Annotated in this window: 22 protein-coding genes; 16 read left to right on the top strand and 6 right to left on the bottom strand. The window is 64.5% G+C overall.

Annotated features, from left to right (window positions below; genetic code table 11):
• The first annotated feature begins 7 nt into the window (after positions 1-7).
• The 8 genes from paaA (at position 8) to EV679_RS11390 (ending at position 7,354) form a co-directional block, all read left to right on the top strand.
• A complete protein-coding gene (paaA, locus tag EV679_RS11425; protein ID WP_068371717.1) occupies positions 8-997 on the top strand; it encodes a 1,2-phenylacetyl-CoA epoxidase subunit PaaA in 990 nt (329 codons plus the stop codon).
• A 47-nt stretch (positions 998-1,044) separates the two neighbouring features.
• Positions 1,045-1,329, top strand: coding sequence for a 1,2-phenylacetyl-CoA epoxidase subunit PaaB (paaB, locus tag EV679_RS11420; RefSeq protein WP_068372050.1), 285 nt, complete (start codon positions 1,045-1,047; stop codon positions 1,327-1,329).
• Positions 1,329-2,105, top strand: a complete 777-nt coding sequence (paaC, locus tag EV679_RS11415; protein WP_068371719.1) for a 1,2-phenylacetyl-CoA epoxidase subunit PaaC — start codon at positions 1,329-1,331, stop codon at positions 2,103-2,105. The genes paaB and paaC overlap by 1 nt, the downstream gene beginning before the upstream one ends.
• Positions 2,106-2,116: 11 nt before the next feature.
• Positions 2,117-2,644, top strand: coding sequence for a 1,2-phenylacetyl-CoA epoxidase subunit PaaD (gene paaD, locus EV679_RS11410; RefSeq protein WP_068371721.1), 528 nt, complete (start codon positions 2,117-2,119; stop codon positions 2,642-2,644).
• 37 nt (positions 2,645-2,681) lie between these two features.
• On the top strand, positions 2,682-3,758 hold the full coding sequence (gene paaE, locus EV679_RS11405) for a 1,2-phenylacetyl-CoA epoxidase subunit PaaE (protein ID WP_068371724.1): 1,077 nt from the start codon (positions 2,682-2,684) through the stop codon (positions 3,756-3,758).
• Positions 3,759-3,782: 24 nt separating this feature from the next.
• Entirely contained in the window at positions 3,783-4,535 is a 753-nt protein-coding gene (locus EV679_RS11400) for a Phenylacetic acid catabolic protein (RefSeq protein ID WP_130487269.1), read from the top strand.
• Between the two features lie 138 nt (positions 4,536-4,673).
• Positions 4,674-6,716 (top strand): phenylacetic acid degradation bifunctional protein PaaZ, encoded by a 2,043-nt coding sequence (gene paaZ / locus EV679_RS11395; RefSeq protein ID WP_130487268.1) that lies wholly within the window; start codon positions 4,674-4,676, stop codon positions 6,714-6,716.
• Positions 6,717-6,730: 14 nt separating this feature from the next.
• Positions 6,731-7,354 carry an acyltransferase gene (locus tag EV679_RS11390; protein WP_068371733.1) on the top strand — a complete coding sequence of 208 codons (624 nt, stop codon included), beginning with the start codon at positions 6,731-6,733 and terminating at the stop codon, positions 7,352-7,354.
• A gap of 11 nt (positions 7,355-7,365) precedes the next feature.
• On the opposite strand, the gene EV679_RS11385 is transcribed toward EV679_RS11390, so the two are convergent.
• The 6 genes from EV679_RS11385 to EV679_RS11360 form a co-directional block, all read right to left on the bottom strand.
• On the bottom strand, positions 7,366-7,830 hold the full coding sequence (locus tag EV679_RS11385; protein WP_068371736.1) for a hypothetical protein: 465 nt from the start codon (positions 7,828-7,830) through the stop codon (positions 7,366-7,368).
• Positions 7,831-7,859: 29 nt separating this feature from the next.
• Complete coding sequence (locus EV679_RS11380; protein WP_130487267.1) at positions 7,860-9,377, bottom strand: efflux transporter outer membrane subunit; 1,518 nt, start codon at positions 9,375-9,377, stop codon at positions 7,860-7,862.
• Positions 9,378-9,387: 10 nt separating this feature from the next.
• A complete protein-coding gene (locus EV679_RS11375; RefSeq protein ID WP_238591387.1) occupies positions 9,388-10,311 on the bottom strand; it encodes an HlyD family secretion protein in 924 nt (307 codons plus the stop codon).
• Positions 10,312-10,339: 28 nt separating this feature from the next.
• On the bottom strand, positions 10,340-10,534 hold the full coding sequence (locus EV679_RS11370) for a DUF1656 domain-containing protein (RefSeq protein ID WP_068371745.1): 195 nt from the start codon (positions 10,532-10,534) through the stop codon (positions 10,340-10,342).
• A 13-nt stretch (positions 10,535-10,547) separates the two neighbouring features.
• Positions 10,548-12,638, bottom strand: a complete 2,091-nt coding sequence (locus tag EV679_RS11365) for an FUSC family protein (protein WP_130487266.1) — start codon at positions 12,636-12,638, stop codon at positions 10,548-10,550.
• A gap of 154 nt (positions 12,639-12,792) precedes the next feature.
• The gene (locus EV679_RS11360; RefSeq protein ID WP_130487265.1) at positions 12,793-13,209 is read right to left on the bottom strand and encodes a hypothetical protein; all 417 of its coding nucleotides are present in this window, start codon (positions 13,207-13,209) and stop codon (positions 12,793-12,795) included.
• Positions 13,210-13,422: 213 nt separating this feature from the next.
• Between EV679_RS11360 and EV679_RS11355 the strand changes: the two genes are divergently transcribed.
• The 8 genes from EV679_RS11355 to EV679_RS11320 all read left to right on the top strand — a co-directional run bounded on the left by EV679_RS11355 (position 13,423) and on the right by EV679_RS11320 (position 22,275).
• Entirely contained in the window at positions 13,423-15,036 is a 1,614-nt protein-coding gene (locus tag EV679_RS11355; RefSeq protein ID WP_207224919.1) for a ShlB/FhaC/HecB family hemolysin secretion/activation protein, read from the top strand.
• Positions 15,037-15,085: 49 nt separating this feature from the next.
• A complete protein-coding gene (locus EV679_RS11350; RefSeq protein ID WP_068371751.1) occupies positions 15,086-16,912 on the top strand; it encodes a DUF2341 domain-containing protein in 1,827 nt (608 codons plus the stop codon).
• A 12-nt stretch (positions 16,913-16,924) separates the two neighbouring features.
• Positions 16,925-17,341, top strand: a complete 417-nt coding sequence (locus EV679_RS11345) for an ExbD/TolR family protein (protein ID WP_068372060.1) — start codon at positions 16,925-16,927, stop codon at positions 17,339-17,341.
• A 14-nt stretch (positions 17,342-17,355) separates the two neighbouring features.
• Positions 17,356-18,126 (top strand): energy transducer TonB family protein, encoded by a 771-nt coding sequence (locus EV679_RS11340; RefSeq protein WP_238591388.1) that lies wholly within the window; start codon positions 17,356-17,358, stop codon positions 18,124-18,126.
• Between the two features lie 47 nt (positions 18,127-18,173).
• Positions 18,174-19,922 carry a putative porin gene (locus EV679_RS11335; RefSeq protein ID WP_068372066.1) on the top strand — a complete coding sequence of 583 codons (1,749 nt, stop codon included), beginning with the start codon at positions 18,174-18,176 and terminating at the stop codon, positions 19,920-19,922.
• A 2-nt stretch (positions 19,923-19,924) separates the two neighbouring features.
• The gene (locus EV679_RS11330) at positions 19,925-20,596 is read left to right on the top strand and encodes a hypothetical protein (protein WP_068371754.1); all 672 of its coding nucleotides are present in this window, start codon (positions 19,925-19,927) and stop codon (positions 20,594-20,596) included.
• 99 nt (positions 20,597-20,695) lie between these two features.
• The gene (locus EV679_RS11325; protein ID WP_130487264.1) at positions 20,696-21,205 is read left to right on the top strand and encodes a YbjN domain-containing protein; all 510 of its coding nucleotides are present in this window, start codon (positions 20,696-20,698) and stop codon (positions 21,203-21,205) included.
• 110 nt (positions 21,206-21,315) lie between these two features.
• Positions 21,316-22,275, top strand: coding sequence for a peptidylprolyl isomerase (locus EV679_RS11320; protein WP_130487263.1), 960 nt, complete (start codon positions 21,316-21,318; stop codon positions 22,273-22,275).
• The last annotated feature ends 116 nt before the right edge of the window (positions 22,276-22,391 follow it).

Here is a 22,391-nt window from a genome sequence, read left to right as displayed (position 1 = left end):
CCAGACCATGTATGCACAAATGATTAAGACCGACAGCGATCGCGTGCGCAGCGTCGAAGAAATGTCGGAACAGGAACGCGAGTTCATGGCGCGCATCGAGCGTGGCGAAAAAATCGAGCCCAAGGAATGGATGCCCGAAGCCTATCGCAAGACTTTGATCCGCCAGGTTGGCCAGCACGCCCACTCGGAAGTGGTGGGCCAGCTGCCTGAAGGCAACTGGATCACGCGTGCGCCCACGCTGGAGCGCAAGGCCATCCTGCTGGCCAAGGTGCAGGATGAGGCCGGCCATGGCCTGTACCTGTACTGTGCGGCCGAAACGCTCGGTGTCAGCCGCGACGAACTGGTCGAGCTGCTGCACGCGGGCAAGATGAAGTATTCCTCCATCTTCAACTACCCGACGCTGAACTGGGCCGACATCGGCGCAGTGGGCTGGCTGGTTGACGGCGCCGCCATCATGAACCAGGTGCCGCTGCAACGCACGTCCTATGGCCCGTACAGCCGCGCCATGATCCGCATCTGCAAGGAAGAAAGCTTCCACCAGCGTCAGGGCTACGACATCATGATGAAGATGTGCGCCGGCAGCCCCGAACAGAAAGCCATGGCCCAGGATGCGCTGAACCGCTTCTGGTACCCGGCGTTGATGATGTTCGGGCCGTCCGACAAGGATTCGGTCCACTCGGCGCAATCCATGGCCTGGAAGATCAAGATCAATACCAACGATGAGCTGCGCCAGAAATTCGTTGACCAGACCGTGCCGCAGGCCAAGTACCTGGGCCTGACCATTCCGGACGAGAACCTGGTCTGGAACGAAGAGCGCGGTGCGCATGACTTCTCCGAGCCCGATTGGAATGAGTTTTTCGAAGTGCTCGCCGGCAACGGCCCGTGCAACCGCGAACGCCTGGGCGCGCGCGTCAAGGCATGGGAAGACGGCGCCTGGTTCCGCGAGGGCCTGGCTGCGCATGCCGACAAGCAACGCCTGCGCAAGCTGGCCGCCTGACGCGCCAGCCCCGGATACATCGAAAAAACTATTTGGAGCAAATCATCATGTCGCAAGAATGGCCCCTGTGGGAAATCTTCATCCGTGGCCAGCACGGCCTGAACCATCGTCACGTCGGCAGCCTGCATGCGCCGGACGCCGAGATGGCGATCAACAACGCCCGCGATGTCTATACGCGCCGCAATGAGGGCGTCAGCATCTGGGCAGTGAAGTCGGACGACATCGTCGCCAGCGTTCCTTCCAAGAAGGGCCCGCTGTTCGAACCGTCCAACTCCAAGGTCTATCGTCACCCGACCTTTTTCAAAATTCCTGAAGAAGTGGGGCACATGTAATGACTACCATCGTCCAACAAGCCTCGACCCAGGCGCTGCGCGAATTCCTGCTGCGCATGGGCGATAGCACGCTGATTCTCGGGCACCGCATTTCGGAATGGTGCGGACATTCGCCCGTCCTGGAAGAAGACATCGCCATGGCCAACGTGGCGCTGGACCTGATCGGGCAGACGCAGTTCTGGCTGGGACTGGCTGCTGAAGTCGAAGACGAAGGACGGACTGCAGACGATCTTGCCTACCTGCGCGACGCCGTGGCATTCCGCAACCTGCTGCTGGTCGAACAACCCAACGGTGACTACGCACATACGCTGATGCGCCAGTTCCTGTTCGATGCCTGGCACATCCTGCAACTCGAAGCCCTGCTGGAATCCAGTGATGCGCGCGTCGCGGAAATTGCTGGCAAGGCCATCAAGGAAGTCAGCTATCACCTGGACCGTACCAGTGAAATGGTGATCCGCCTGGGCGATGGCACGGCCGAAAGCCACAAACGCATGCAGACCGCGCTGGATGACCTGTGGTCGTACACCGGGGAAATGTTCCTGGGCGATGCCTGTGATGACGAAGTGGCGCAGGCCGGCATTGCGCCGGCGCCTGCATCGCTGCGCGACGCCTGGATGCAGACCGTGCGCGACGTGATGGAGCAGGCCACGCTGAAGGTGCCGGACAGTACCTATGCCCACCGTGGCGGCAAGCAGGGGCGCCACACCGAACACCTGGGCTTCATCCTGGCGGAAATGCAGTTCCTGCAACGCGCCTACCCCGGCTGCACCTGGTAGCGGAGCGCGCCATGGATATCCTGTCGCGTCCCGAAATCGAGCAGGTATGGCAGTGGCTGGAAGGCGTGCCTGATCCCGAGATTCCCGTGATTTCACTGGTGGATCTGGGCATCATCCGCGACGTCCGCTACGACGGGGAGACCCTGGTGGTGGTGGTGACACCGACCTACTCGGGTTGCCCGGCCACGACCGTCATCAATGAAGATATCGAAGCGGCGCTGCGGGCCCATGGCGTGACTGACCTGCGTCTGGAGCGCCAGCTCTCGCCTCCCTGGACATCCGACTGGATGAGTGACAAGGCCAGGGAAAGCCTGCGTGGCTATGGCATCGCGCCGCCGGTGGAAGAGGCCGGCGATGCGGCTGCGGCCGGCGCGGGCAAGCGGATCTGGCTGCGCCAGGAAAACGGCCCGTCCGTTACCTGTCCGCACTGTGGTTCCAAACACACCGCCAGGGTCAGCCAGTTCGGCTCCACACCATGCAAGGCCAGCTACCGCTGCCTGGATTGCCTGGAGCCTTTTGATTATTTCAAGTGCATTTGAACCAAATGCATAGAGAAGCCTAGCCAGCGAGGAGACCATGGCACGCTTTCACCCCTTGCAAGTTGTCGACGTGCGCCGCGAAACGCGTGACGCCGTCGTCGTGACGCTCAAGCCGCGCGCGGAAGACGGCGAACTGTTCAATTTCATTCCGGGCCAGTATCTGACCTTCCGTCGCGCATTCGACGGCGATGAGTTGCGCCGCTCCTATTCCATCTGTTCCGGGCTGGATGAAGGCGCCTTGCGCGTCGGCATCAAGCGCGTGGATGGCGGGGCATTCTCCAGCTGGGCCAATACCGAGCTCAAGCCGGGCGAAGTCCTGGAAGCCATGCCGCCGATGGGCAGCTTTCATATTCCGCTCGAACCCGACAATGCCCGCCATTACCTGGGTTTTGCAGGCGGTAGCGGCATCACGCCGGTGCTGTCCATCATCAAGAGCACGCTGGCGCGTGAACCCAAGTCCAGCTTCACGCTGGTCTATGCCAATCGCCAGATCAGCACGGTGATGTTCCGCGAGGAACTCGAAGACCTCAAGAATGAATACCTGGGCCGGTTCTCAGTCATTCACGTGTTCAACAGCGAAGGCCAGGAAATCGACCTGTTCACCGGTCACCTGGACCGCCAGAAATGCGACGAACTGTTCCGTCGCTGGATCGACCTGAAGTCGGTGCATACTGCGTTCATCTGTGGTCCGGAGCCCATGATGCTGGCTATCGCCGATGCGTTGGCGGGCAACGGCATGCCCAAGGAACGCATCAAGTTCGAATTGTTCGCCTCGGCCCAGCCGGGCAAGGCGCGCCGCAAGGAAAATTCGGCTGCGGCGACCGCCAATGTCGGTGTATGCGACGCCACAGTCACGCTGGATGGCGTGGTGCGCAGCTTCAACTTCCCCAAGCAGGGCCAGAGCATCCTGGATGCGGCGCTGGAAAACAGCATGGATGCGCCTTATGCCTGCAAGGCGGGGGTTTGCTCCACCTGCAAGTGCAAGGTGCTGGAAGGTGAAGTCGAAATGGCGATCAACCATGCGCTGGAAGACTACGAAGTCGAACAGGGCTATGTGCTGAGCTGCCAGGGCTTCCCGCTGAGCGACCGTGTGGTCGTCAGTTTCGATGAATAAATGAGCGGCGGGAGGAGACAATCCATGTCCGAAACCATGAATATCGAAGACTACCTGGCGCAGGGCGGTGTCCTGACGTCGCCAGGCAATGCGCCGCCTCGCTACCGCGGCGAGCTGATGCGGCTGATGTCCTCTTTCGTGGATAGCGAACTGGCGGCATCGGCAGGCTTTGCCGCGTCGATCAACTACGCGCCCGGCATCCGCGAACGCATCGCCGCTAGCCGCATCACGCTGGAAAAGGCAGACCACGCCGAACGCGTGCTTAACGTCATGCAGACCTTCGGCACCGATGTCGAACGCTACCAGCGCCAGCATGACTGGGCGGCGCGCGTGGCGCGCGACGCCGATCTCGGCACGACGCGCCATGGCGCCGATATGCGCCTGTCGGTGTTCCACTACCCCTTCACCGGCTGGACCGATGCCGTGGTCATGAACGTGCTGCAAGGCCTGGCGGCCGGCATCCAGTTCGAGGAATTTACGCGCGTGTCCTACGGCCCGCTGGCCGAGGTCTTCCGTGACATCGAGCCGCGTGAGCGGCGCCATGCGGAACTGGGCCTGGAAGGCCTGGAACGCATCGTGGCCGACCCCGAAGGCCGGGCCGATGCCTTGGCATCCATCGCCTACTGGCGCCCGCGGGTGGCTGCCACCTTTGGCCACGCCGGTTCGGCGCGCTATGACACCCTGGCCCGTTTCGGGCTGCGCCACGAGCCTAACGAAGTCCTGCTCACGCGCTGGGAGCAGCGGCTGGACGAATGCCTGGCGGCGCTGGAACTGTAGCCACGGGCCGAGCCATGAGACGGGGCTGGCTGCTCTCTGGCCTGCTCCGGTTGCGTGGCGACGACACATACTGACAAGGCATGGGCAGCCGTTGGCTGCCTGTGCTTTTCCTGTAACAGGATTAAGAAGGAAAGCTTCATGAGCACATCTACTCACTCCCCGCGCCGGCTGGAAAGCTATGTCTGCGGCAAGTGGACCGCCGGCACCGGTACGGGCCAGACTCTGCTGGATGCCTCGACCGGCGAACCGGTTGCCGTGATCGACGCCACTGGCCTTGATTACCAGGCCATCCTGGCGCATGGCCGCAAGGCGGGTGGCGCGGCACTGCGCGGCATGACCTTCCACGAGCGCGCCAGCATGATCAAGGCCATCGGCCTGGCGTTGCTGGAAGTGAAGGAAGAACTCTATGCGCTTTCCTCGCGTACCGGCGCGACGCGCGTGGATAGCTGGGTGGACATCGAAGGCGGTATTGGCACCCTGCTGTCCTACGCCTCCAAGGGTCGTCGTGAATTGCCCAACACTCGCGTACTGGTTGATGGCACGGTAGAGCGTCTGTCCAAGGATGGCAGTTTCAGCGCGCAGCATATTCTCTCGCCGCTGCAAGGCGTGGCGGTGCATATCAACGCGTTCAACTTCCCGTGCTGGGGCATGCTGGAAAAACTGGCTCCGACCTGGCTGGCAGGGATGCCGGCCATTGTGAAACCCGCCAGCCAGACGGCCTATCTGACCGAGCTGATGGTGCGCCGCATCCTCGATACGGGCCTGCTGCCCGAAGGCGCATTGCAACTGATCTGCGGCAGCACCGGCGATCTGCTGGACCATGTTGCCGGCCAGGACGTCGTGACATTCACCGGTTCGGCGGCAACCGGGCACAAACTCAAGACCGGCCGCGCCATCGTGGCCAATTCGGTGCGTTTCAACATGGAGGCCGACAGCCTGAATGCCTCCGTGCTGGGGACCGATGCCGGACCGGATTCGGAAGAGTTCAAGCTGTTCGTGCGCGAAGTCGTCAACGAAATGACCACCAAGGCCGGGCAGAAGTGCACGGCCATCCGTCGCGTGATCGTGCCGCGCGCCCATACCGAAGCCGTGGTCGAGGCCTTGCGTGCCGCGCTGGCCAAGGTTGTGGTGGGCAATCCTACGACCGAAGGCGTCACCATGGGCCCGCTGGCCAGCCCCGATCAGCGCGTCGAGGTACAGGAACGCGTGCAGGAACTGCTGGCCGAGGCTCGCGTCGTCGTGGGCGATGCCGCACAGGCCGATACGGTTGGCAGCGCTTTCTATGCACCGGTGGTTCTGCTGTGCGAACAGCCGCTGGCTGCCCGCAAGGTGCACGAAGTCGAGGCGTTCGGACCTGTCAGCACCATCATGCCTTATGACACGCTGGATGAAGCCATTGAATTGGTGCGCCGTGGCCAGGGCAGCCTGGTGGCCTCGCTCTTCACCAATGATGCCGCCGTGGCCGAGACCGTGGTGCTGGGCATCGCCCCGTACCATGGCCGGGTCATGATCGGCAACCGTGCCAGCGCGCGCAGCTCCACTGGCCACGGTTCGCCCGTGCCTGGCGTGGTGCACGGCGGACCGGGCCGCGCGGGCGGCGGCGAGGAACTGGGCGGCCTGCGCAGCGTCATGCACTACATGCAGCGCACCGGCGTACAGGGTGCGCCGGCGTTGCTGGCTGCCGTGACCGGACGCTGGCTTGACGGCGCACCGGCGCAGAACGACGGCCGCCATCCGTTCCGCAAGTCGCTGGCGGAACTGCAGATCGGCGATCAACTGGTGACGGCCAAGCGCACGGTCACGCTGGATGACATCGAGCACTTTGCCAATTTCACCGGTGATACCTTCTACGCGCACATGGACGAAGCGGCAGCCAAGGCCAACCCCTTCTTCGATGGCCGTGTCGCCCACGGCTATCTCATCGTTTCCTTCGCTGCCGGCTTGTTCGTGGACCCGGCGCCGGGCCCCGTCCTGGCCAATTATGGCGTGGACAACCTGCGCTTCCTGACGCCGGTATACGCGGGCGATACGCTGGGCGTGCGCTTGACCTGCAAGGAGATCAACCCGCGCAGCAGCGCCGAACATGGCGAAGTTCGCTGGGATTGCATCGTGACCAATCAGGACGGCAAGCTGGTTGCCCAGTATGACGTCCTGACCATGGTCGCCAAGGCCTGGCAATAAGGCGGAACGCAGCCATGGCACAGATATTTTCTTTCGATGGCGTGGTGCCGGTGGCGCACCCGAGCGCGTGGCTGCATCCGTCGGCTACGCTCATTGGCGACGTCATCATCGGGCCTGCCTGCTATGTCGGGCCGGGCGCGGTGTTGCGCGGCGACTTTGGCCGCATTGTTCTGGAGGCTGGTTCCAACATCCAGGACAACTGTGTGGCCCATAGTTTTCCCGATGCCGACGTCATCGTGGCGGAGGAGGGGCATATCGGCCATGGTGCCATCCTGCACGGCTGCACCGTGGGGCGCAATGCCATGGTAGGCATGAATTCGGTGGTCATGGACCGTGCGGTAATAGGCGCCAATGCCATCGTCGGTGCCATGGCTTTCGTCAAGGCCGGCATGGAAATCCCGGACGGGCACCTGGCGCTTGGTTCGCCTGCGCGGGTGGTGCGCCAGCTTTCCGAGCAGGATATCGCCTGGAAACGCGAGGGTACGCTGATCTACCAGCGCCTGGCGCTGGAGGCGCCCGACAGTATGGTGCAGTTGGAAGCGCCGCTGGCCGAAGTACAAGCCGATCGCCGCCGGGTACGTTCGCCGGCCTATGACCCCTTATTGATCGAACGTCTCAAGCGCAGCCGGGGCGCTTGAGACGCGTCGCGTCAGCCGACGTTGTGCCACTCACTGGCGGCGGTCTGGTTGCGGCGCACCAGGGCCGGCTGCATGCCGGCCAGTCGGTGGCTGATCAGGGCGGCATGGTAGGGCGAATCGGCGTGATGCAGGTGCAGCGCCAGGCCATCGAACAGCTGCAGGGAGGACTGCGCCCGAGGGCTGGCATCATCGGCTTGCTTCTTTCCGCTGCGGACCACGATCAGGGCCAGGCACCAGCGCAACAGCAGTTCGCCGTGGTGGCGCAGCCATTGTTCGCGATACTGGCGGTCAGGCGCCGTTTCCTCGCCCGTGAAATCGGGGTAGACCAGAATGAAAGGGTGCGCCAGCTGCATCAAGGCGAGTAATTCATCCCCCCATTGCCGGGCATAGCCAGGCATGCATGGGCCTGGGCGCAGGCGGCACAAGGGAAACTGCCAGACGTCGTGGAGATGGAAGGCAGCGGGCTTGGCGGGCATGTCGGGCTCCATTCACAAAACACCAGGGATCAGTGCTGGCGCGCCACGGACAGGCGGCCTGCGGGGAAGGCTTCTTGCTGGCCGGGCATCGCTGCGATAGGCCGGGTTGCCGGCATTTCTTCGGCAATGGATTGCCAGCCAGCGCCCAGCGCCTTGTAAAGGCCGATGGCGTGCCTGGTATGGGCCAGCTGGCTCAAGGCCAGCGCATCCTGGGCCTGGTAGGTGGATTGCTGGGCCGACAGCACGCTGAGATAGGTCGCCAGGCCGCTGCGATAGCGACGGGTGGCCTGGGCCAGCGCATCCTGGCTGTCGCTGACGGCATTCCTCAGGGATTGCTGCCGGCGGGTTTCCGCATCCAGCCCAACCAGAGCGTCCTCGACATCCTTGAATGCCAGGCGCACGCTCTTCTCATAGCCCAGGCGGGCCTGCTCCGCTCGTGCGGCCGCTGCCCGGACAGCGGCTTCGGCATGGCCGCCGTCATAGACGGATTGGCTTGCCGCCACGCCAGCCGACCATGCCAGGCTGGCGTGGGAAAACAGCTGGTGCACCAGGCTGGCCGTCGTATCCAGGCCCAGTGGAATGACAAAACGCGGGAAGCGTTCCGCCGTGGCAACGCCGATATCTGCCGTGGCAGCTGCCAGCCGCCGTTCCGCTGCGCGGATATCCGGGCGTTGGCGCAGCATCTCTGACGGCAGTATGGCAGGCAGGTGCGGCGCCTGCGGTTGGGAGGCAGGCGCGGCATCCGGGGCGAGCAGGTCATCAAGCGCCGCCGGGTAGCCGCCGGCCAGTACCGCAATGGCATGGCGCAGGCGGGTGGCGTCTGCCTGCAGCGCCGGCAGCCTGGCTTCACCCAATTCACGCTCGGCGCGGGCTTGCGAGACTTCATGGCCTGTCGCCAGCCCATGTTCCAGCAAGCGTTCGGTCAGGGTTTCGGTTTCTGCCAGCGTGGCGACATGGGCGTGGGCGATGTGCTGCCGCGCTTCGGTGGCGCGCAGCGTGGCATAGGCGTTGGCCAGCTCCGCCAGCAGGCTTTGCAGCACCGCGTGGCTGTCTTCGCTGACGGCATCGGCATAGGCGTCGGCGGATTCGAGTGCGCGCCGGCGCCCGCCAAAGATGTCGATTTCCCAACTGGCATCCAGCCCCAGGCGATAGGCGCGGGATTCGCCGATGCCGGGCGGATAATCCAGCGCGGTGGCCGAGCGTTGGGCCGTGGCGTCCGCACCGGCGCCGATGGATGGCAGCAGTCCGGCCGCGACCTGATCGCGTTCCGCACGGGCTTGAACCAGGCGCTCGCGCGCCATGGCCAGGTCCTGGTTGTGGCGCAGCGCCAGCCGAACCAGCGTATCGAGCACCGGATCTTCGAAGGATTGCCACCAGCGCTGCAGCGTTGATGCATCCTCCGTTGTGGCGGTGGTGGCCGACCATGTCTGGGGGTGAGGCGGGACATAGGGCTGGTAATCCGGGCCAACTGCTGCGCAGGCGGCCAGGGTGGCGGCTGGCAGCAGGCCCAGGAAACGGGCGCGGCGGGGCAGGGACAGGTGTTTCACGTCGTGCTCCTTACAGGATGGTGCTCAGCCAGGAGGCAAGCCTGCCATGGGCGCTCGGGCCTGCACCAGGTTCGTCAACGGCCACGCTGCAGGTCATGCCGGCGGCAAGAACAATGTGTTCCGGAACCTTGTCGAGCGCGATGCGCACGGGAATGCGCTGGGCCAGGCGCACCCAGCTGAAGGTCGGATTCACGGCAGGCAGGCCATGGGAATCCGGCACATCGTTTTCGTCGGCAATGCCGCGGCCTATGGATTCGACATGGCCCTCGATCTCTTCGTCGTGCCCCATCAGCCGGATGCGGGCGGTGGCGCCGCTGCGGATGCTGGGCAGCTTGGTTTCCTCGAAGTATCCCGTGACCCAGAAGCTGTTGGCGTCCAGCAGGGTGAGGTTCGGCTGCCCCGAGACCGCGTAATCTCCGGCCTGCAGACGCAGGTGCGTGATATAGCCTTCCACTGGCGCCGTTATGACGCTGCGCGCCAGATCCAGTTCGGCGACTTCAAGGCTGGCCTGGGCCTGGCGTACCTGGGTGCGGGCAATGGCGACGGAGCGTCCGGCGCGCTGGATGTCCTCGCGCGGGAGGATATCGTCCAGGCCATGGCGGCGCCGCGACTCGTCCAGGCGCTGGCGCAGGGTTTCTTCGGCCGCAGCCAGCCTGGCGCGGGCTTCTTCCACGGCCAGCTCGAAGCGTTGCGGGGAGATGCGATACAGCACTTCTCCCTGCCGGACATACTGGTTGTCGCGGACGGCGACCTCGACGACCGTGCCCGAGACTTCGGGCGCGCTTTGCACGACATGGGCGCTGACCCGGCCATCCCGGGTCCAGGGCGCCAGTACATAGGTTTGCCAGAGGGCGCGCACCAGAAAGGCTGCCGCCACCAGGATGGCCAGGGTCAGAAGAATGCGCGAGAGATTGCGGAACAGGGGTTTCATCATGGTTCAACAGCTCGGAAAAGCGGGGCGGTCAGAGATAGAGGATCAGTGCGGCGAGCAGGATCAGGGAGACGGCGAATTCGAATAGTGCAGGGTGCCAGACGCGCCGCAGCAGGCCGCTGCGGGCCAGCAGGGAGCGCATGATGAGATAGACCGGGATGGTCACGCAGGCATAGAAGAAAAAGGGCGGCATGTAGATACCGGCCAGGGCGAATTCACTCAGCATGAGTGGCTCCAGGTCATGACGTCGTGTCGAAGTAGGCGGCATGGCGGCGCAATAGCGCGTCCATGTCGGTGAAGGCCGCCAGGGCGCGCTGCACATCACGGCGGGCCGTGACCGGGCAATGCGCCAGCAGTGCGGCGAGCTGGCGGGCGCAACGGCGCGCATGGATGGCGCAGCGGGAGGGGTGGCGTGCGCTTCTGGCGGTACGGGCCATCTTTGCCAAACCGTTATGGACTTGTTTGCGAGCGGTGGCTGGCAGGGCGGCATGCCGCAGCTGGTGCCGGATGCGCAGTACTTCACGCCCGGTATGCAGGGCGGCGATGGCATCGCTGACGGCCTGCAGCATGAGCTCGGGGTGTCCTTTCAGTTGGGCGCCAAGCTGGGCGATACGATGCTGCTGGCGTTGTTGCCAGGCTTGTGCCATCGCACCCCGGCCGCGCAATAGCGCCAGGCTGTCGTCCCGGATCGCATGGCGCAGGCGGATCTGGTCCCGCGCTGGATTGCGCGGCAGGATGAGCTGGAACACCAGGACGACGAACAGGGTTGCAAGTATCCAGGCGGCCGAGAAATTCAGGAAGTCGAGCAGGCCGTAGTGCATGGGGTTGCCGGCTGCAGCCAGGGTATTGAAAGCCACCAGATAGGCCAGTCCTGCGAGCGCGCGATGGGGCACGCTGGTTGCGTGGATGCCGGGCAGCCAGAACAGCGCCAGCGTCAGCAGCAACAGGGGCAATCCGTCGAGAAGGGGGAAGATCAGGAAGGAACAGACGAATGCGGCAGGCACGGCCCAGATCGTGCCTTTGACGAATTGCCAGGCACCCGCTGCCGGATTGCCTGCCGTGGCCAGCAGGGCGCAGTAGGGGGCCAGTACCAGCAGCATCATGTCGCCGTAGCTCCAGCCGGTCTGTAGCCAGAACAATCCCGCCAGAACGATGGCAAGCATGGAGCGTACGCCGTTGCGCAACGCGCCACCCCAGTCGCGATGAAAGCGCACGGGAGCGAGGCGGCCCTGCACGGGGCGGCTGGACAGCGCGGAAAGCCCGGCCAGCGCCCCCAGGTAGGCATCAAGCTGTTCGAGCAGGCGGTCTGCGGCGATAAGCAGCGCGGCTTCCTGGGCCGGGTGGTGCAGGTCTGTGTCCTGCAGCGCCGAAATGAACTGGCGTCGTGCCTGCAGCAGCAGTGTACGCGCCGCGCCGGCGCCTTCTGCACCTTGTTCCAGCCGTGCGGCTGCCTGTTCCCAGGCTTGTTGCAGCGGCGCCTGCAGGCGCTGCACAGCCTTGGCGCTGGCGCTGTCGGCAGCCAGCGGCATGGCGCCGCCGGCCAGCGCGCCGAACAGCGAGGCCATGCCATGGCGTACACCGGCTGCGCGCTGGGCCAGTTCTTCGGATTCGGCCTTGCCTACGGCGAGCAGGTCGTCCAGCGCATAAATGTCGCCCAGGACCCCGAGGCGGCGCGTCGCCGCAGCCGTGGCGTCACCGTGCTGGCTGGCAATGGCGCCAGCGGCGTTGCCAGCCAGTTTTGCATACAGTGCTGCCAGGCGGCCGCGCACGCTGCGCCGGCTCATCAAGGCCGTGACCAGGCCCAGGCACATGACGCCGATGACGACGGTCGAACCCCGTCCCATGACATGCTCGAACGTCGCTTCAGGGTGCCCCATGGCGCCGTAGGTGGCCAGGCCGATGGTGTAGCCCGCGACCACGACGCCGGAGGCGCGGAAGTGCCGCAGCAAGGTCATGCCGGCGACGCAAAGCCCGAGCCAGCATCCGAAACCGAGCAGGAAAAGCAGGGGCATCTGGCCGGCCACGGACATCAGGATGAATGCGACCAGCATGCCGGCAATCGTACCGATGATGCGCCAGGCGCCTTTGCCGATCACGGCGCCCTGGACTGGATTGATCACCAGCAGGACCGTGGATGCCGCGGAATAGGGCATTTCCAGGTCCAGCAGATAGGCCACCACCAATGCCAGGGCTGCGGCCAGGGTGGACCGCAGGATATAGCCGTTGCGTGGGGTGAAAAGCCAGAACTGTCCGGCGCAGCGACCCAGCCATTGGACCGGGCGGGAAAGGCGCGGGCTGGCGGAAGCCGGTGAAGCCAATTGCTGAGACACTTTCTCATTCGCTCGTTGATTCTTGATGGAGCAAGTGTAGGAGTGCCGATGGATGACGAAAAGTTGATGTTTTGCACATTAGCAGTGTGTTTCACGCACTGCTCTGCGAGGCTGGCAGCCCGCTTGCCGTTTCCGCAGGGGCCCTGGTTGTCTGTCAGCGGGCGTCGGGCGAGCGTGGCGGGCGCTGGGGCGTGATGGAATGACCGAGCTGGTTGCCCATGCGGTTGCTCAGCGTGGCCGGCGTGGGAATACCGATCTGATTGGGCGCTTGCCGCAGCGGCGCTTCCGACGGCGTGGTGTCCGCGGCGGGGGACTGGTTGGAGGGGGGCGGGGTCATCTGCTGGCTCAGGCAGTCATATGACAACCCGCGATAGCCATCGACCTCAACCTCCACACAGGCCCTGGATTCGCTGGCTGTGGCGGGCGTGGCGGTGTCGTCCGCGCTGGGCTGGGCCGCGGCAACCGGCAGCGTGGCGGCCAGCAGCCAGGCCAAGGGCACGCTGGCGGCCAGGCGCAGCCAGGCGTCATGGCTGGGGGAAAAGGGAAAGCAGGGTAGCCGGCGAACGGGCATGGCGGGGCTCCTGGTCTGCGGGGGTTCCGGGGACACCGCAGGCGGCAAGCAATGGGCGAAGAGGGGAAAGTAGGGAAAGTGTGCCCGTGGAGCCAGGCGCGCCTGATGAATTTTTTATGACATTGCATCGGTTCGACGGCGCTGGAACGTCTAGTAGCCAAACCCATGCGAATCGCGCATGGAGGGCTATTTCACGAGGACGAGTGCTTTTCCATGCATCAATCCAACATTACCGGCTTTTCGGCGTGCCAGCGGGGGGCCTGTGCCGTCATGCTGCTGCTGGGCGTGCATATGGCCGCGCAAGCGCAGGATGCGGCGCCTGCCGGGGATGACGTCCGGCGCGTCAATATCAACGAATTCATCGTGCGCGGCAATACGGTGCTCGATAACAAGACCATCGAAGCGGCCGTCTATCCGCATATGGGGCCGCAACGCACGCTGGAAGATATCGAGGCGGCACGCGATGCGCTGCAGACGGTCTATCACGAGCACGGCTACCAGTCTGTGTATGTGGACCTGCCCGAGCAATCCGTTCAGGGCGGCGTGGTCATCCTGCAGGTTGCCGAAACCCGAGTCGGGCGCCTGAAGGTAGTGGGCGCCAGGCATTATTCACCGTTGGCGATACGTGACGAAGTGCCGGCGCTGCGTGAAGGCGAGGTGCCCGATTTCAATGCGGCGCAGGCCCAGCTGACTGAACTTAACCAGACGGCTAGCCGCCAGGTGCTGCCGCTGGTACGGGAAGGCCGGATACCCGGCACCATGGATGTCGACCTGCAAGTCGAAGACAAGCGCCCCTGGTATGTCAGTGCCGGCCTGAACAATGACTACAGTGCCGATACCCGCAAGTTGCGGGCGGTGCTCAGCGTGGGGCATGACAACCTGTGGCAGCGCGGGCATTCCGTGTCCCTGAGCTTCTTCACGGCTCCCCAGGAAATCAGCAAGCTCAAGGTTTTTTCGGGCTCTTACTCCCTGCCGCTGTCGCGTGACTGGAGCTTGCAGGTGGCGGGCTACAGCTCCGACAGTAAGGTCGCCACGGTGGGCGGCACCAACGTGCTGGGCAAGGGCCACTCCTTTGGCGTTGCCGCTACCTATACCGTGCCAGGCCAGGGAGATTGGCATCACTCGCTGGGAATCGGGGCCGACTACAAGGATTTCGACGAAACCGTGCGTTTCGGCAATGTGGACGACACGGTGCCGCTGACCTACGTACCTATCACGCTTTCCTATAACGGCTACCGCTATGCGGACAGCGCGCAGAGCACGCTGGGGCTCAGCCTGGTGACCGCCACGCGTTCCATGTTCGGCCTGAACAGCGATTGGCGCGACTTTGACTACAAGCGCTATCTCGCCAGCCCGAGCTTCGCTGTTTTCAAGGGGGATATGACGCACAACCAGGGCCTGGGACGCGATTGGCAGCTGTATCTGCGTGGCAGCTTCCAGGTGGCTTCCGGGGCCCTGGTGTCCAACGAGCAGTTCTCTGCCGGCGGTGCCAACAGTGTGCGCGGCTATCTTGCGGCGGAAGCCAGTGCGGATGAAGGCTTGCTGGGTTCCATGGAATTGCGCACGCCGTCGCTGGGCGCTTGGCTGGGCAACGCCGTCACTGATTGGCGCTGGCATGTGTTTGCCGAGTGGGCCGGGCTGCGCCTGCGCGACCCGTTGCCTGAACAGCAGCGCATTTTCCACCTAGGCAGCGTCGGCCTGGGCACCCGGATGCAGGTCATGGATTGGTTGTCGGCCAACCTGGACTGGGCCTATCCGCTCTATGCCGGCTCCGAGACTCGCAGATATCACCCGCGCTTGCATTTCAACCTGCGGGCCAATTTCTAGGCTTCTTTGATTCAACCATCCGGATGACGGATTTCGGAGTACGACTATCATGCAACGCTTGATCATGCTGGTACTGGCCTGCCTGGCCAGTATCCTTCCTGCGGTGGCCAGCGCCTGGTGGCAGCCAGACTGGCAATTCCGCAAGCAGATTGCCGTGGATACCACGCCACAGGGCGCGGCGATAACGGAAAACGTCGGCCGCACGCCATTGCTGGTGCGCCTGCATACGGGCAATTTCATTTTTGATGGCGTGGCCGAAAACGGTGCCGACCTGCGCTTTGTGGCTGCCGATGACCGCACTGTCCTGAATTACCAGATCGAAACCTTCGATCCCTTGCTGGGTATGGCGCTGGTCTGGGTGGACGTGCCTGAAGTTGCTGGCGCGCAGCGCCAGGACATCTGGATGTATTACGGCAACCCGGCGGCGCCGGCGGTTGCCAACGGGCAACTGAGTTTCGACCCCAACTACACGCTGGTCTATCATTTCAACGGTCCGGCCGAAGCGCCGGCGCGTGACACCACGGCTTACGGCAACCATGCACAGACCCCGGCCGCAGGCCTGGTCGATGGCGTGGTCGGCCGCGCCGCGCAGTTTGTCGGCGGTGCGCCGTTGATGTTGCCCGCGAGTCCGTCACTGGCCATTCCGGCAGCCGGTGCATTTACCTTCAGCGCCTGGGTGCGGGCCGACCAGCCTGCTGGCGAACAATTGATCTATGCACGCCGCGACGCCGGCAATTCGCTGCTGATCGGCAGCAGCCAGGGCATCCCTTTCGTAGAGGTCAACGGCCAGCGCTCGCAGCCCGGCCAGCCGCTGGCTGCCGGGGCCTGGCAGCATCTGGCCGTGACGGCCGAAGACGGTCAGGTCAAGCTCTATGTCAATGGCCGCCAGAGCACGGCGCTGGCCGCGAACCTGCCGCCGCTGGCCACGGCCGCCGCGTTGGGCGGGGACGTTCCCACCGTGCCAGTCTTGTCTGCGGAAGGCAGCCCGGTGGCACCGGCTGTATCGGCCTATGCGCCGTTTGTCGGTGCGCTGGATGAAATCCGCCTGTCGAAAATCGCCCGTCCTGCCGCGTTGATCCTGGCCGATGCCACGGCGCAGGGCAGCGAATCGCGCCTGGTGCAGTACGGTGCGGACGAAGAGCAGTCCGGCTTCAACCTGGGCGGCCTGGCCTTTCTGGTGAAATCCGTGCCTATAGACGCCTGGGTCGTGATTGCCGTGCTTGTGTTCATGATGATCCAGTCGTGGATCATCATGATTGCCAAGAGCCGCCGCGTGGGCCGCGTCGAGCGGGCCAACGACGCTTTCCGTCAAGCCTTCTCCAAGGTCGGCAGCCGCCTGGAAATGATGGCGGACAACGAACCGCTGGCGGCCAAACTGAAGGATGCGTCGCTCTGGCGCCTGTATGAAACGGCGATCAACGAGCTGCGGGTGCGCCGCAGCCAGGGCATGGATATGTCGGCGATTTCCCCGGCCACCATCGAGTCCGTGCGCGTATCTATGGAAACCACGCGCACCCGTGAAAACCAGCAACTGGGGGCACGGCTGGGGACCTTATCGAACGCCATTGCCGGCGGCCCCTATATCGGCCTGCTGGGCACGGTGCTGGGCATCATGGTGGTGTTCCTGGGCACGGCCATGGCCGGTGACGTGAACATCAATGCGATTGCCCCGGGCATGGCGGCTGCGCTGCTGGCAACGGCCATGGGCCTGTTCGTCGCCATTCCCGCCTTGTTCGGCTACAACCGGCTGGCCTCGCGCAACCGGAACGTCAATGCGGACATGCGTGTCTTTGTCGACGAGTTCGTCACGCGCCTGGCCGAAACCAGCGGTGCTGGCCAGGTGCGCTTTGCCGCCCCTGAGCCGCAGGCTGCCTGAGGAGGAATGGACATGGCTTCCGCTTCTTCCCAGGATGACGACGACGGCGCGCTGGTCGACGGCATCAATATCACGCCCCTGGTGGACGTCCTGCTGGTGGTCCTGGTGATTTTCATCCTGACGGCCACGGCACAGGTGTCCGGCATCAAGGTGGACCTGCCCAAGGCCAGTTCATCGGTGTCGCTATCGCAGGCCAAGACCAAGGCGATTTCCATCAATGACGTCGGCCAGGTGTTTCTGGATGCCTACCCGGTGACCCTGCCTGAGCTGGAGGACAGGCTGCGCACGGAAAAGGCACTGAACCCGGATTTCCCGGTCATCGTGCGCGGCGACCAGGTGGTGCAGTACGCCAAGGTGGTTGAAGTGCTGGATCTGTTGCGCCGGCTGGAACTGAGCCAGGTCGGCCTGGTGACCGGCAAGCCGCAATAACGGGGTGAGGCATTGTGACTGAGCCGAAAAAACAAGCTGCGCCGGCGCCCCGCGATGAATTCGCCGACCTGCTGGGTACTGGCGCGCAGGATGACGCACGCCGTGCGCGCCGGCGCCGCGCCGGCAAGCTGGTCGTTGCGCTGGTGGTCGTGGGCGTGCTGGGCTACGCCGTCTGGCAGTGGGCCAGCGGCCTGAGCAGCGTACAGCGCAAGGCGCCGGACATGACGGCGATCATCCCGCTGCCACCGCCGCCGCCACCTCCCCCCGAGCCTGAGCCGCCGCCTCCGGAGCCGGAAGAACCGCCGCCCGAAGAACTGGTAGAGCCCGAGCCTGAACCCGAACCCGTGCCGGCCGAGGAACCACAGCCGGAAGAAGCGCCTTCCCCTGCGGATGACATGGCTCAGGCCATGGAAATGGATGCCAGCGCGCAGGCCGGCAGCGACGCCTTCAATATCGCCGCCGGCAGTGGTCGTGGCATGGCTGGTAGCGGTGGTGGTGGGCGCGTTGGCAATGCTACCTACGGCCAGTACATGAGCTACGCGCTGCAGAAGATCCTGCGTGAAGACGAACGCACACGCACCCTGGCCTATCGCGTACAGGTCAGCATCTGGCTGACGGAAACGGGGCAGGTGGCGCGTGTCGAGCTGGTCCGTTCCAGCGGCGACGCAGGCATAGACGCCAAGGTGATTGCCGCCTTGCGCGACGTGCCTGCCCTGGATCAGCGCCCGCCGGCCTCGCTGGCCATGCCGGTGCGTGCCGTTCTCAACAGCAGGCGGCCTTCATGAAGCTGTCATTCCGTCGCAACAAGATATTCCTTCCGGAGATTCTGAAAATGAAATTGCAACCGACCCGGCTGGCCTGCACCTTGGCGATCGCCATGGCGCTGGGCAGCGGCCAGGCGCTGGCCCAGGTAGCGGCTCCCTCGGACAATGCCACCATCAATCTGATCCGCCTGCTGGTGGAGCAGGGCGTTATCCAGAAAGACCAGGCCGAAGCGCTGGTCCGGCAGGCCGAGGCAGAAGCCGCGCAGGCGCGCGGCACGGCGGCGGCAGGCGTGCCGGTGGCGGCTACGGGTGCGGCCCTCGCCCAGCCTGGCGATGTGCGCGTGCCGTATATCCCCGAAACCGTGCGCGAGCAGATACGTCAGGACGTGCGCGCCGATGTCATGGCGCAGGCCCAGGCGGAAAACTGGGCGCAGCCCAATACCTTCCCGGACTGGGTGTCGCGCATTACCGTGGAAGGCGACATGCGAGTGCGCGACGAATCCCACTTTTTCGATGGCGGCAACAGCGATCTCATCATCAACTTCGCCAAGTTCAATTCCGCCGGCCCAACCTTGTTCAACGTCTATGACGACAGCGGCAAGCCGGTCTATGCGCACGACATTCCTTATCTGAACGCACGCAAGGACCGTCGCAACCAATGGCGCATCCGCGCCGGGCTGGGTGTGAAGGTGCAGCTCGCCGAGCAGTGGCAGGCGGGTATCCGCCTGGCCAGCGGCAGCACCAGCAGCCCGGTTTCCACCACGACAACGCTGGGCGGCGGCATGGAGAAAAAAGACATCTGGCTGGACCAGGCCTACCTGAAGTACAGCCCTGCCGATTGGGTCACGCTGACCGCAGGGCGTGCCGCCAATCCCTTCGTGTCCACCGATATGCTGTATGCCGGCGACCTGAATTTCGATGGCGTTTCGGCCGTGTTCAGGCATGCGCCGGCGGGCCGTCCCGTGACCTGGTTCGGTACGTTGGGCGCGTTCGCGCTCGAGTATGCCCATGGCCCCTTCAATTGGAGCGACATGAGCGAAGGCGACAGCGAGAACAAATGGCTGTTCGGCGCCCAGGCCGGCGCGGACTGGAAGATAAATGCCAGCAACACGCTGCGCGGGGCGCTGGCCTATTACTACTATGACAATACGCTGGGGCAGCTTTCCTCCCCTTGTGACCCGCTGACGGAATCCGCCTGCGATACCGACTGGTCGCGTCCCGCCTTCATGCAGAAGGGCAATACCCTGATGCTGCTGCGCGACTGGCAGCCATCCAGCACCAAGTCGTGGAACGAATACCAGTATGTGGGCCTGGCTTCCAAATTCAACCTGCTGGACCTGAACCTGCGCTGGGACACCCGCGTGCTCAATGGCCTGGGCCTGCGAGTCACTGGCAACTATGTGCGCAACCTGGCATTCAGCAAGCGCCGGATGGAAGAACGCAGTACTCGCCATGGTACGGATTTCATCGCGTCCAACGGTATCTACAACGACAACGATGTGCGCGTCGGAATCGACAGCGGTCCGAACGCCTGGCTGGTTCAGGCAGCGTTGGGCAACGGCTATGGCCTGAACGACAAGGGAGACTGGCAGGTGTTCGCAAGCTACCGCTACATCGAGCCGGATGCGCTGCCCGATGCCTACAACGATTCCAGCTTCCACCTGGGCGGTACCAACGCGCGCGGTTACATCATCGGCGCGGGCTATGCCTTCGAGAAAAACGTCTATGGCCAGCTGCGCTGGAGCAGCTCCAAGGAAGTCTCGGGCGCACCGTTGTCCATCGACGTCCTGCAGCTTGAAGTCAACGCACGGTTCTGATCATGATGAAACGTCCAGCCCCATTGATCGCCGGCCTGCGCGTGCTGGCGGCGGCGCTGTTCTGCGCCGCGCTGCCGGCGCAGGCGCAGAATGCGCAGAGCATGGAAGAGCGCCTGCGCACCCAGCTGCGTTCCACGACGCAGCAGTTGCAGCAATTGCAGAGCCAGCAGGCGCAGCTGAATGCGGCGATAGGCGCGGCCGAGGCGCAGCGCGATGCGGCCTACAAAGAGCGCGATAGCCTCAGGCAGGAGCTGGTGCAGGCGCGCCAGCAGGCTGGCCAGTTGCAATCGCGCCAGGATGCCGCCTACGCCAGCGCCCGCGCACAGGTTGCGGCCAGCCACGAACAGCTAGACAAGTACAGGCAAGCCTACGAAGAGCTGCTGGGCATGGCGCGTGCTGCCGAAACCCAGCGCAAGGCCCTGCTGGCCAGCCAGGAGGAAACGCAGGGCCAGCTTCTGGCCTGCACGCAGAAGAATGCACAGTTGTATGCCGCCGGCAAGGAAATCCTGGCGGCCTACGAGTCGTTCAGCACCGGCGCGGTGTTCTCCCTGCGCCAGCCATTCTCGCGCGAGGCCCGTGTCATGTTCGAAAACCAGGCGCAGGAATATGGCGACCAGCTGTACGACGGCCGATTCGATCCCGGACAGGCGGCAGCCCGGGCTGCCGGTGACTAGCGTCATGGCAGCGGCAGCGGTTCTTTTGTTGGTTGCTCCCTTCCTGTCTCCGCATGGATGCGGGGAACCCCTTTTTTCCAGACTGATGGATTTTCTCCCATGAACGATCTTTCCCTCATCCAGGCCATGTCGACCGCACGTCTGCAGGAATTGCTGCAGGACATGGGCTATCGGGTCACGCATTCAGAACAGAACGGCCAGGCGCAGTTGCTGAGCGCGGCCCAGGGCATCGGCTTTTCGGTGCGGCCCGGTAACCAGGCGCCCGCCGTTGGCGAGTTTGTCGACTACACCTTCGCCTGCGTCTTGCGTGTGCAGGGCGAGCTGCCCGACACCCTGGTCGGGCGCTGGAACGGCAGCAAGCGTTTCGCGCGTCTCAGTACCCAGGGCGACTTCCTGGTCATGGAGATGGACGTGGTGGTGGCCGGGGGCGTATCCGGCAATCACGTGCGCGCCATGATCGAGTTGTGGGACAGGCTGCTGCAGGAGTTTGTGCTGTTCTTGCGCCAGTTCGCCATGATGCAGGCGGATGCCGCCAAGGCCGATAGCGATCCCGAGGCCGCCATTGCGGCGACCCCGGCAGAGGCCGCTGCTGCCGGAACAGCTGCTTGAGCGGCCCGACCGGCAGCAGTTCGAATCATGCGCCAGGTCGGTCCAGGCCTGGACAGGAACAGGACGAGGAAGCCAGGATGAAACGGTTTGCAGGAATTTTTTCGACGCCCATGAAAATGCAACGTAGGGTGGCTGCCGTTGCCACGGCGATGGGCGGGCTGGTGCTGGCCGGTTGCGGCGATGCCGCAGGCAAGGCCGACACCCCGCCACAGGAACATGCTGTCAGTGCGCCTGTGAGCGGGCCGGCGAGCCAGGTTGCACCCGTGGTCGCCAGCCTGGGTACGGTCGTCCTGACTGCTGATGAAGTTCGTGGCCTGCTGGCTGCCGTGCCGCCAGCCGAGCGCCAGCAACTGGCCGCCGACCGGCCGGCGCTGGACCGCCTGCTGCAGGCGCGGCTGGCAGAGAAAGCGCTGGCGCAGCAGGCCCGCAACCAGGGCTGGCTGGAGCGTTCGGACGTGAGCGAGATGATCCAGGCCGCCACCGAGCGCATCGTCTTGAGCACGTATCTGGAGTCGGTCAGCCAGGCGCCGGCGGATTATCCGTCCGCGCAGGAGCTGCAGGTGGCCTATGAGCAGAACCAGGCGCAATTGCAGGTGCCGGCGCGTTACCGCCTGAGCCAGATCTTTATTGCCGCCCCCTACGGCGATGCCGGCGCCGTGGAGCAGGCGCGCCGCCAGGCGGCGGATCTGGCGCGTCGGGCAGCCCAGCCCAAAGCGGATTTCGCCAGCCTGGCGCGCGAGTTCTCGCAGGACCAGGCCTCGGCCGGGCAGGGCGGGGAGATCGGCTTGCTGCCATTGGCACAGGTGGTGCCCGAGCTGCGCGAGGTGATCGCAGGCATGAAGGCTGGCCAGATTGCCGGGCCGGTGCAGTTGCCGGCAGGCTTTCATGTGCTGAAGTTGCAGGAAATCCAGGCGGCCGGGACGCCGGCGCTGGCAGAGGTCGAGGATGAACTGCGCGCGGCCTTGCGGGCGCAGCGCCAGAAACAGGCTGCGCGGGCCTACCTGGACGGAATGCTCAATGCCGGGACGGTCAGCGTGGATGGCAAGGCGCTGGCGGCGGCACTGGAATAGCCGGGTCTGGCACGGTATTGCACCGCCGCACGGCCACCTTTGCAGGAGATGCGCCTGACGGCTGCTGACTAGGCCGCCGTCGCCCTGGCTTTTTGCCGACGTTGCTTTTCTTCGTC

Source organism: Kerstersia gyiorum, assembly GCF_004216755.1.
Lineage (GTDB): Bacteria > Pseudomonadota > Gammaproteobacteria > Burkholderiales > Burkholderiaceae_B > Kerstersia > Kerstersia gyiorum.
This window is presented reverse-complemented; position numbering and strand designations above follow the sequence as displayed.

Coding starts and splice junctions, on each gene's coding strand:
- paaA (WP_068371717.1), top strand. CDS start 8: ATGTATGCACAAATGATTAAGACCGACAGCGATCGCGTGCGCAGCGTC.
- paaB (WP_068372050.1), top strand. CDS start 1,045: ATGTCGCAAGAATGGCCCCTGTGGGAAATCTTCATCCGTGGCCAGCAC.
- paaC (WP_068371719.1), top strand. CDS start 1,329: ATGACTACCATCGTCCAACAAGCCTCGACCCAGGCGCTGCGCGAATTC.
- paaD (WP_068371721.1), top strand. CDS start 2,117: ATGGATATCCTGTCGCGTCCCGAAATCGAGCAGGTATGGCAGTGGCTG.
- paaE (WP_068371724.1), top strand. CDS start 2,682: ATGGCACGCTTTCACCCCTTGCAAGTTGTCGACGTGCGCCGCGAAACG.
- EV679_RS11400 (WP_130487269.1), top strand. CDS start 3,783: ATGTCCGAAACCATGAATATCGAAGACTACCTGGCGCAGGGCGGTGTC.
- paaZ (WP_130487268.1), top strand. CDS start 4,674: ATGAGCACATCTACTCACTCCCCGCGCCGGCTGGAAAGCTATGTCTGC.
- EV679_RS11390 (WP_068371733.1), top strand. CDS start 6,731: ATGGCACAGATATTTTCTTTCGATGGCGTGGTGCCGGTGGCGCACCCG.
- EV679_RS11385 (WP_068371736.1), bottom strand. CDS start 7,830: ATGCCCGCCAAGCCCGCTGCCTTCCATCTCCACGACGTCTGGCAGTTT.
- EV679_RS11375 (WP_238591387.1), bottom strand. CDS start 10,311: ATGATGAAACCCCTGTTCCGCAATCTCTCGCGCATTCTTCTGACCCTG.
- EV679_RS11370 (WP_068371745.1), bottom strand. CDS start 10,534: ATGCTGAGTGAATTCGCCCTGGCCGGTATCTACATGCCGCCCTTTTTC.
- EV679_RS11360 (WP_130487265.1), bottom strand. CDS start 13,209: ATGCCCGTTCGCCGGCTACCCTGCTTTCCCTTTTCCCCCAGCCATGAC.
- EV679_RS11355 (WP_207224919.1), top strand. CDS start 13,423: ATGCATCAATCCAACATTACCGGCTTTTCGGCGTGCCAGCGGGGGGCC.
- EV679_RS11350 (WP_068371751.1), top strand. CDS start 15,086: ATGCAACGCTTGATCATGCTGGTACTGGCCTGCCTGGCCAGTATCCTT.
- EV679_RS11345 (WP_068372060.1), top strand. CDS start 16,925: ATGGCTTCCGCTTCTTCCCAGGATGACGACGACGGCGCGCTGGTCGAC.
- EV679_RS11335 (WP_068372066.1), top strand. CDS start 18,174: ATGAAATTGCAACCGACCCGGCTGGCCTGCACCTTGGCGATCGCCATG.
- EV679_RS11330 (WP_068371754.1), top strand. CDS start 19,925: ATGATGAAACGTCCAGCCCCATTGATCGCCGGCCTGCGCGTGCTGGCG.
- EV679_RS11325 (WP_130487264.1), top strand. CDS start 20,696: ATGAACGATCTTTCCCTCATCCAGGCCATGTCGACCGCACGTCTGCAG.
- EV679_RS11320 (WP_130487263.1), top strand. CDS start 21,316: ATGAAAATGCAACGTAGGGTGGCTGCCGTTGCCACGGCGATGGGCGGG.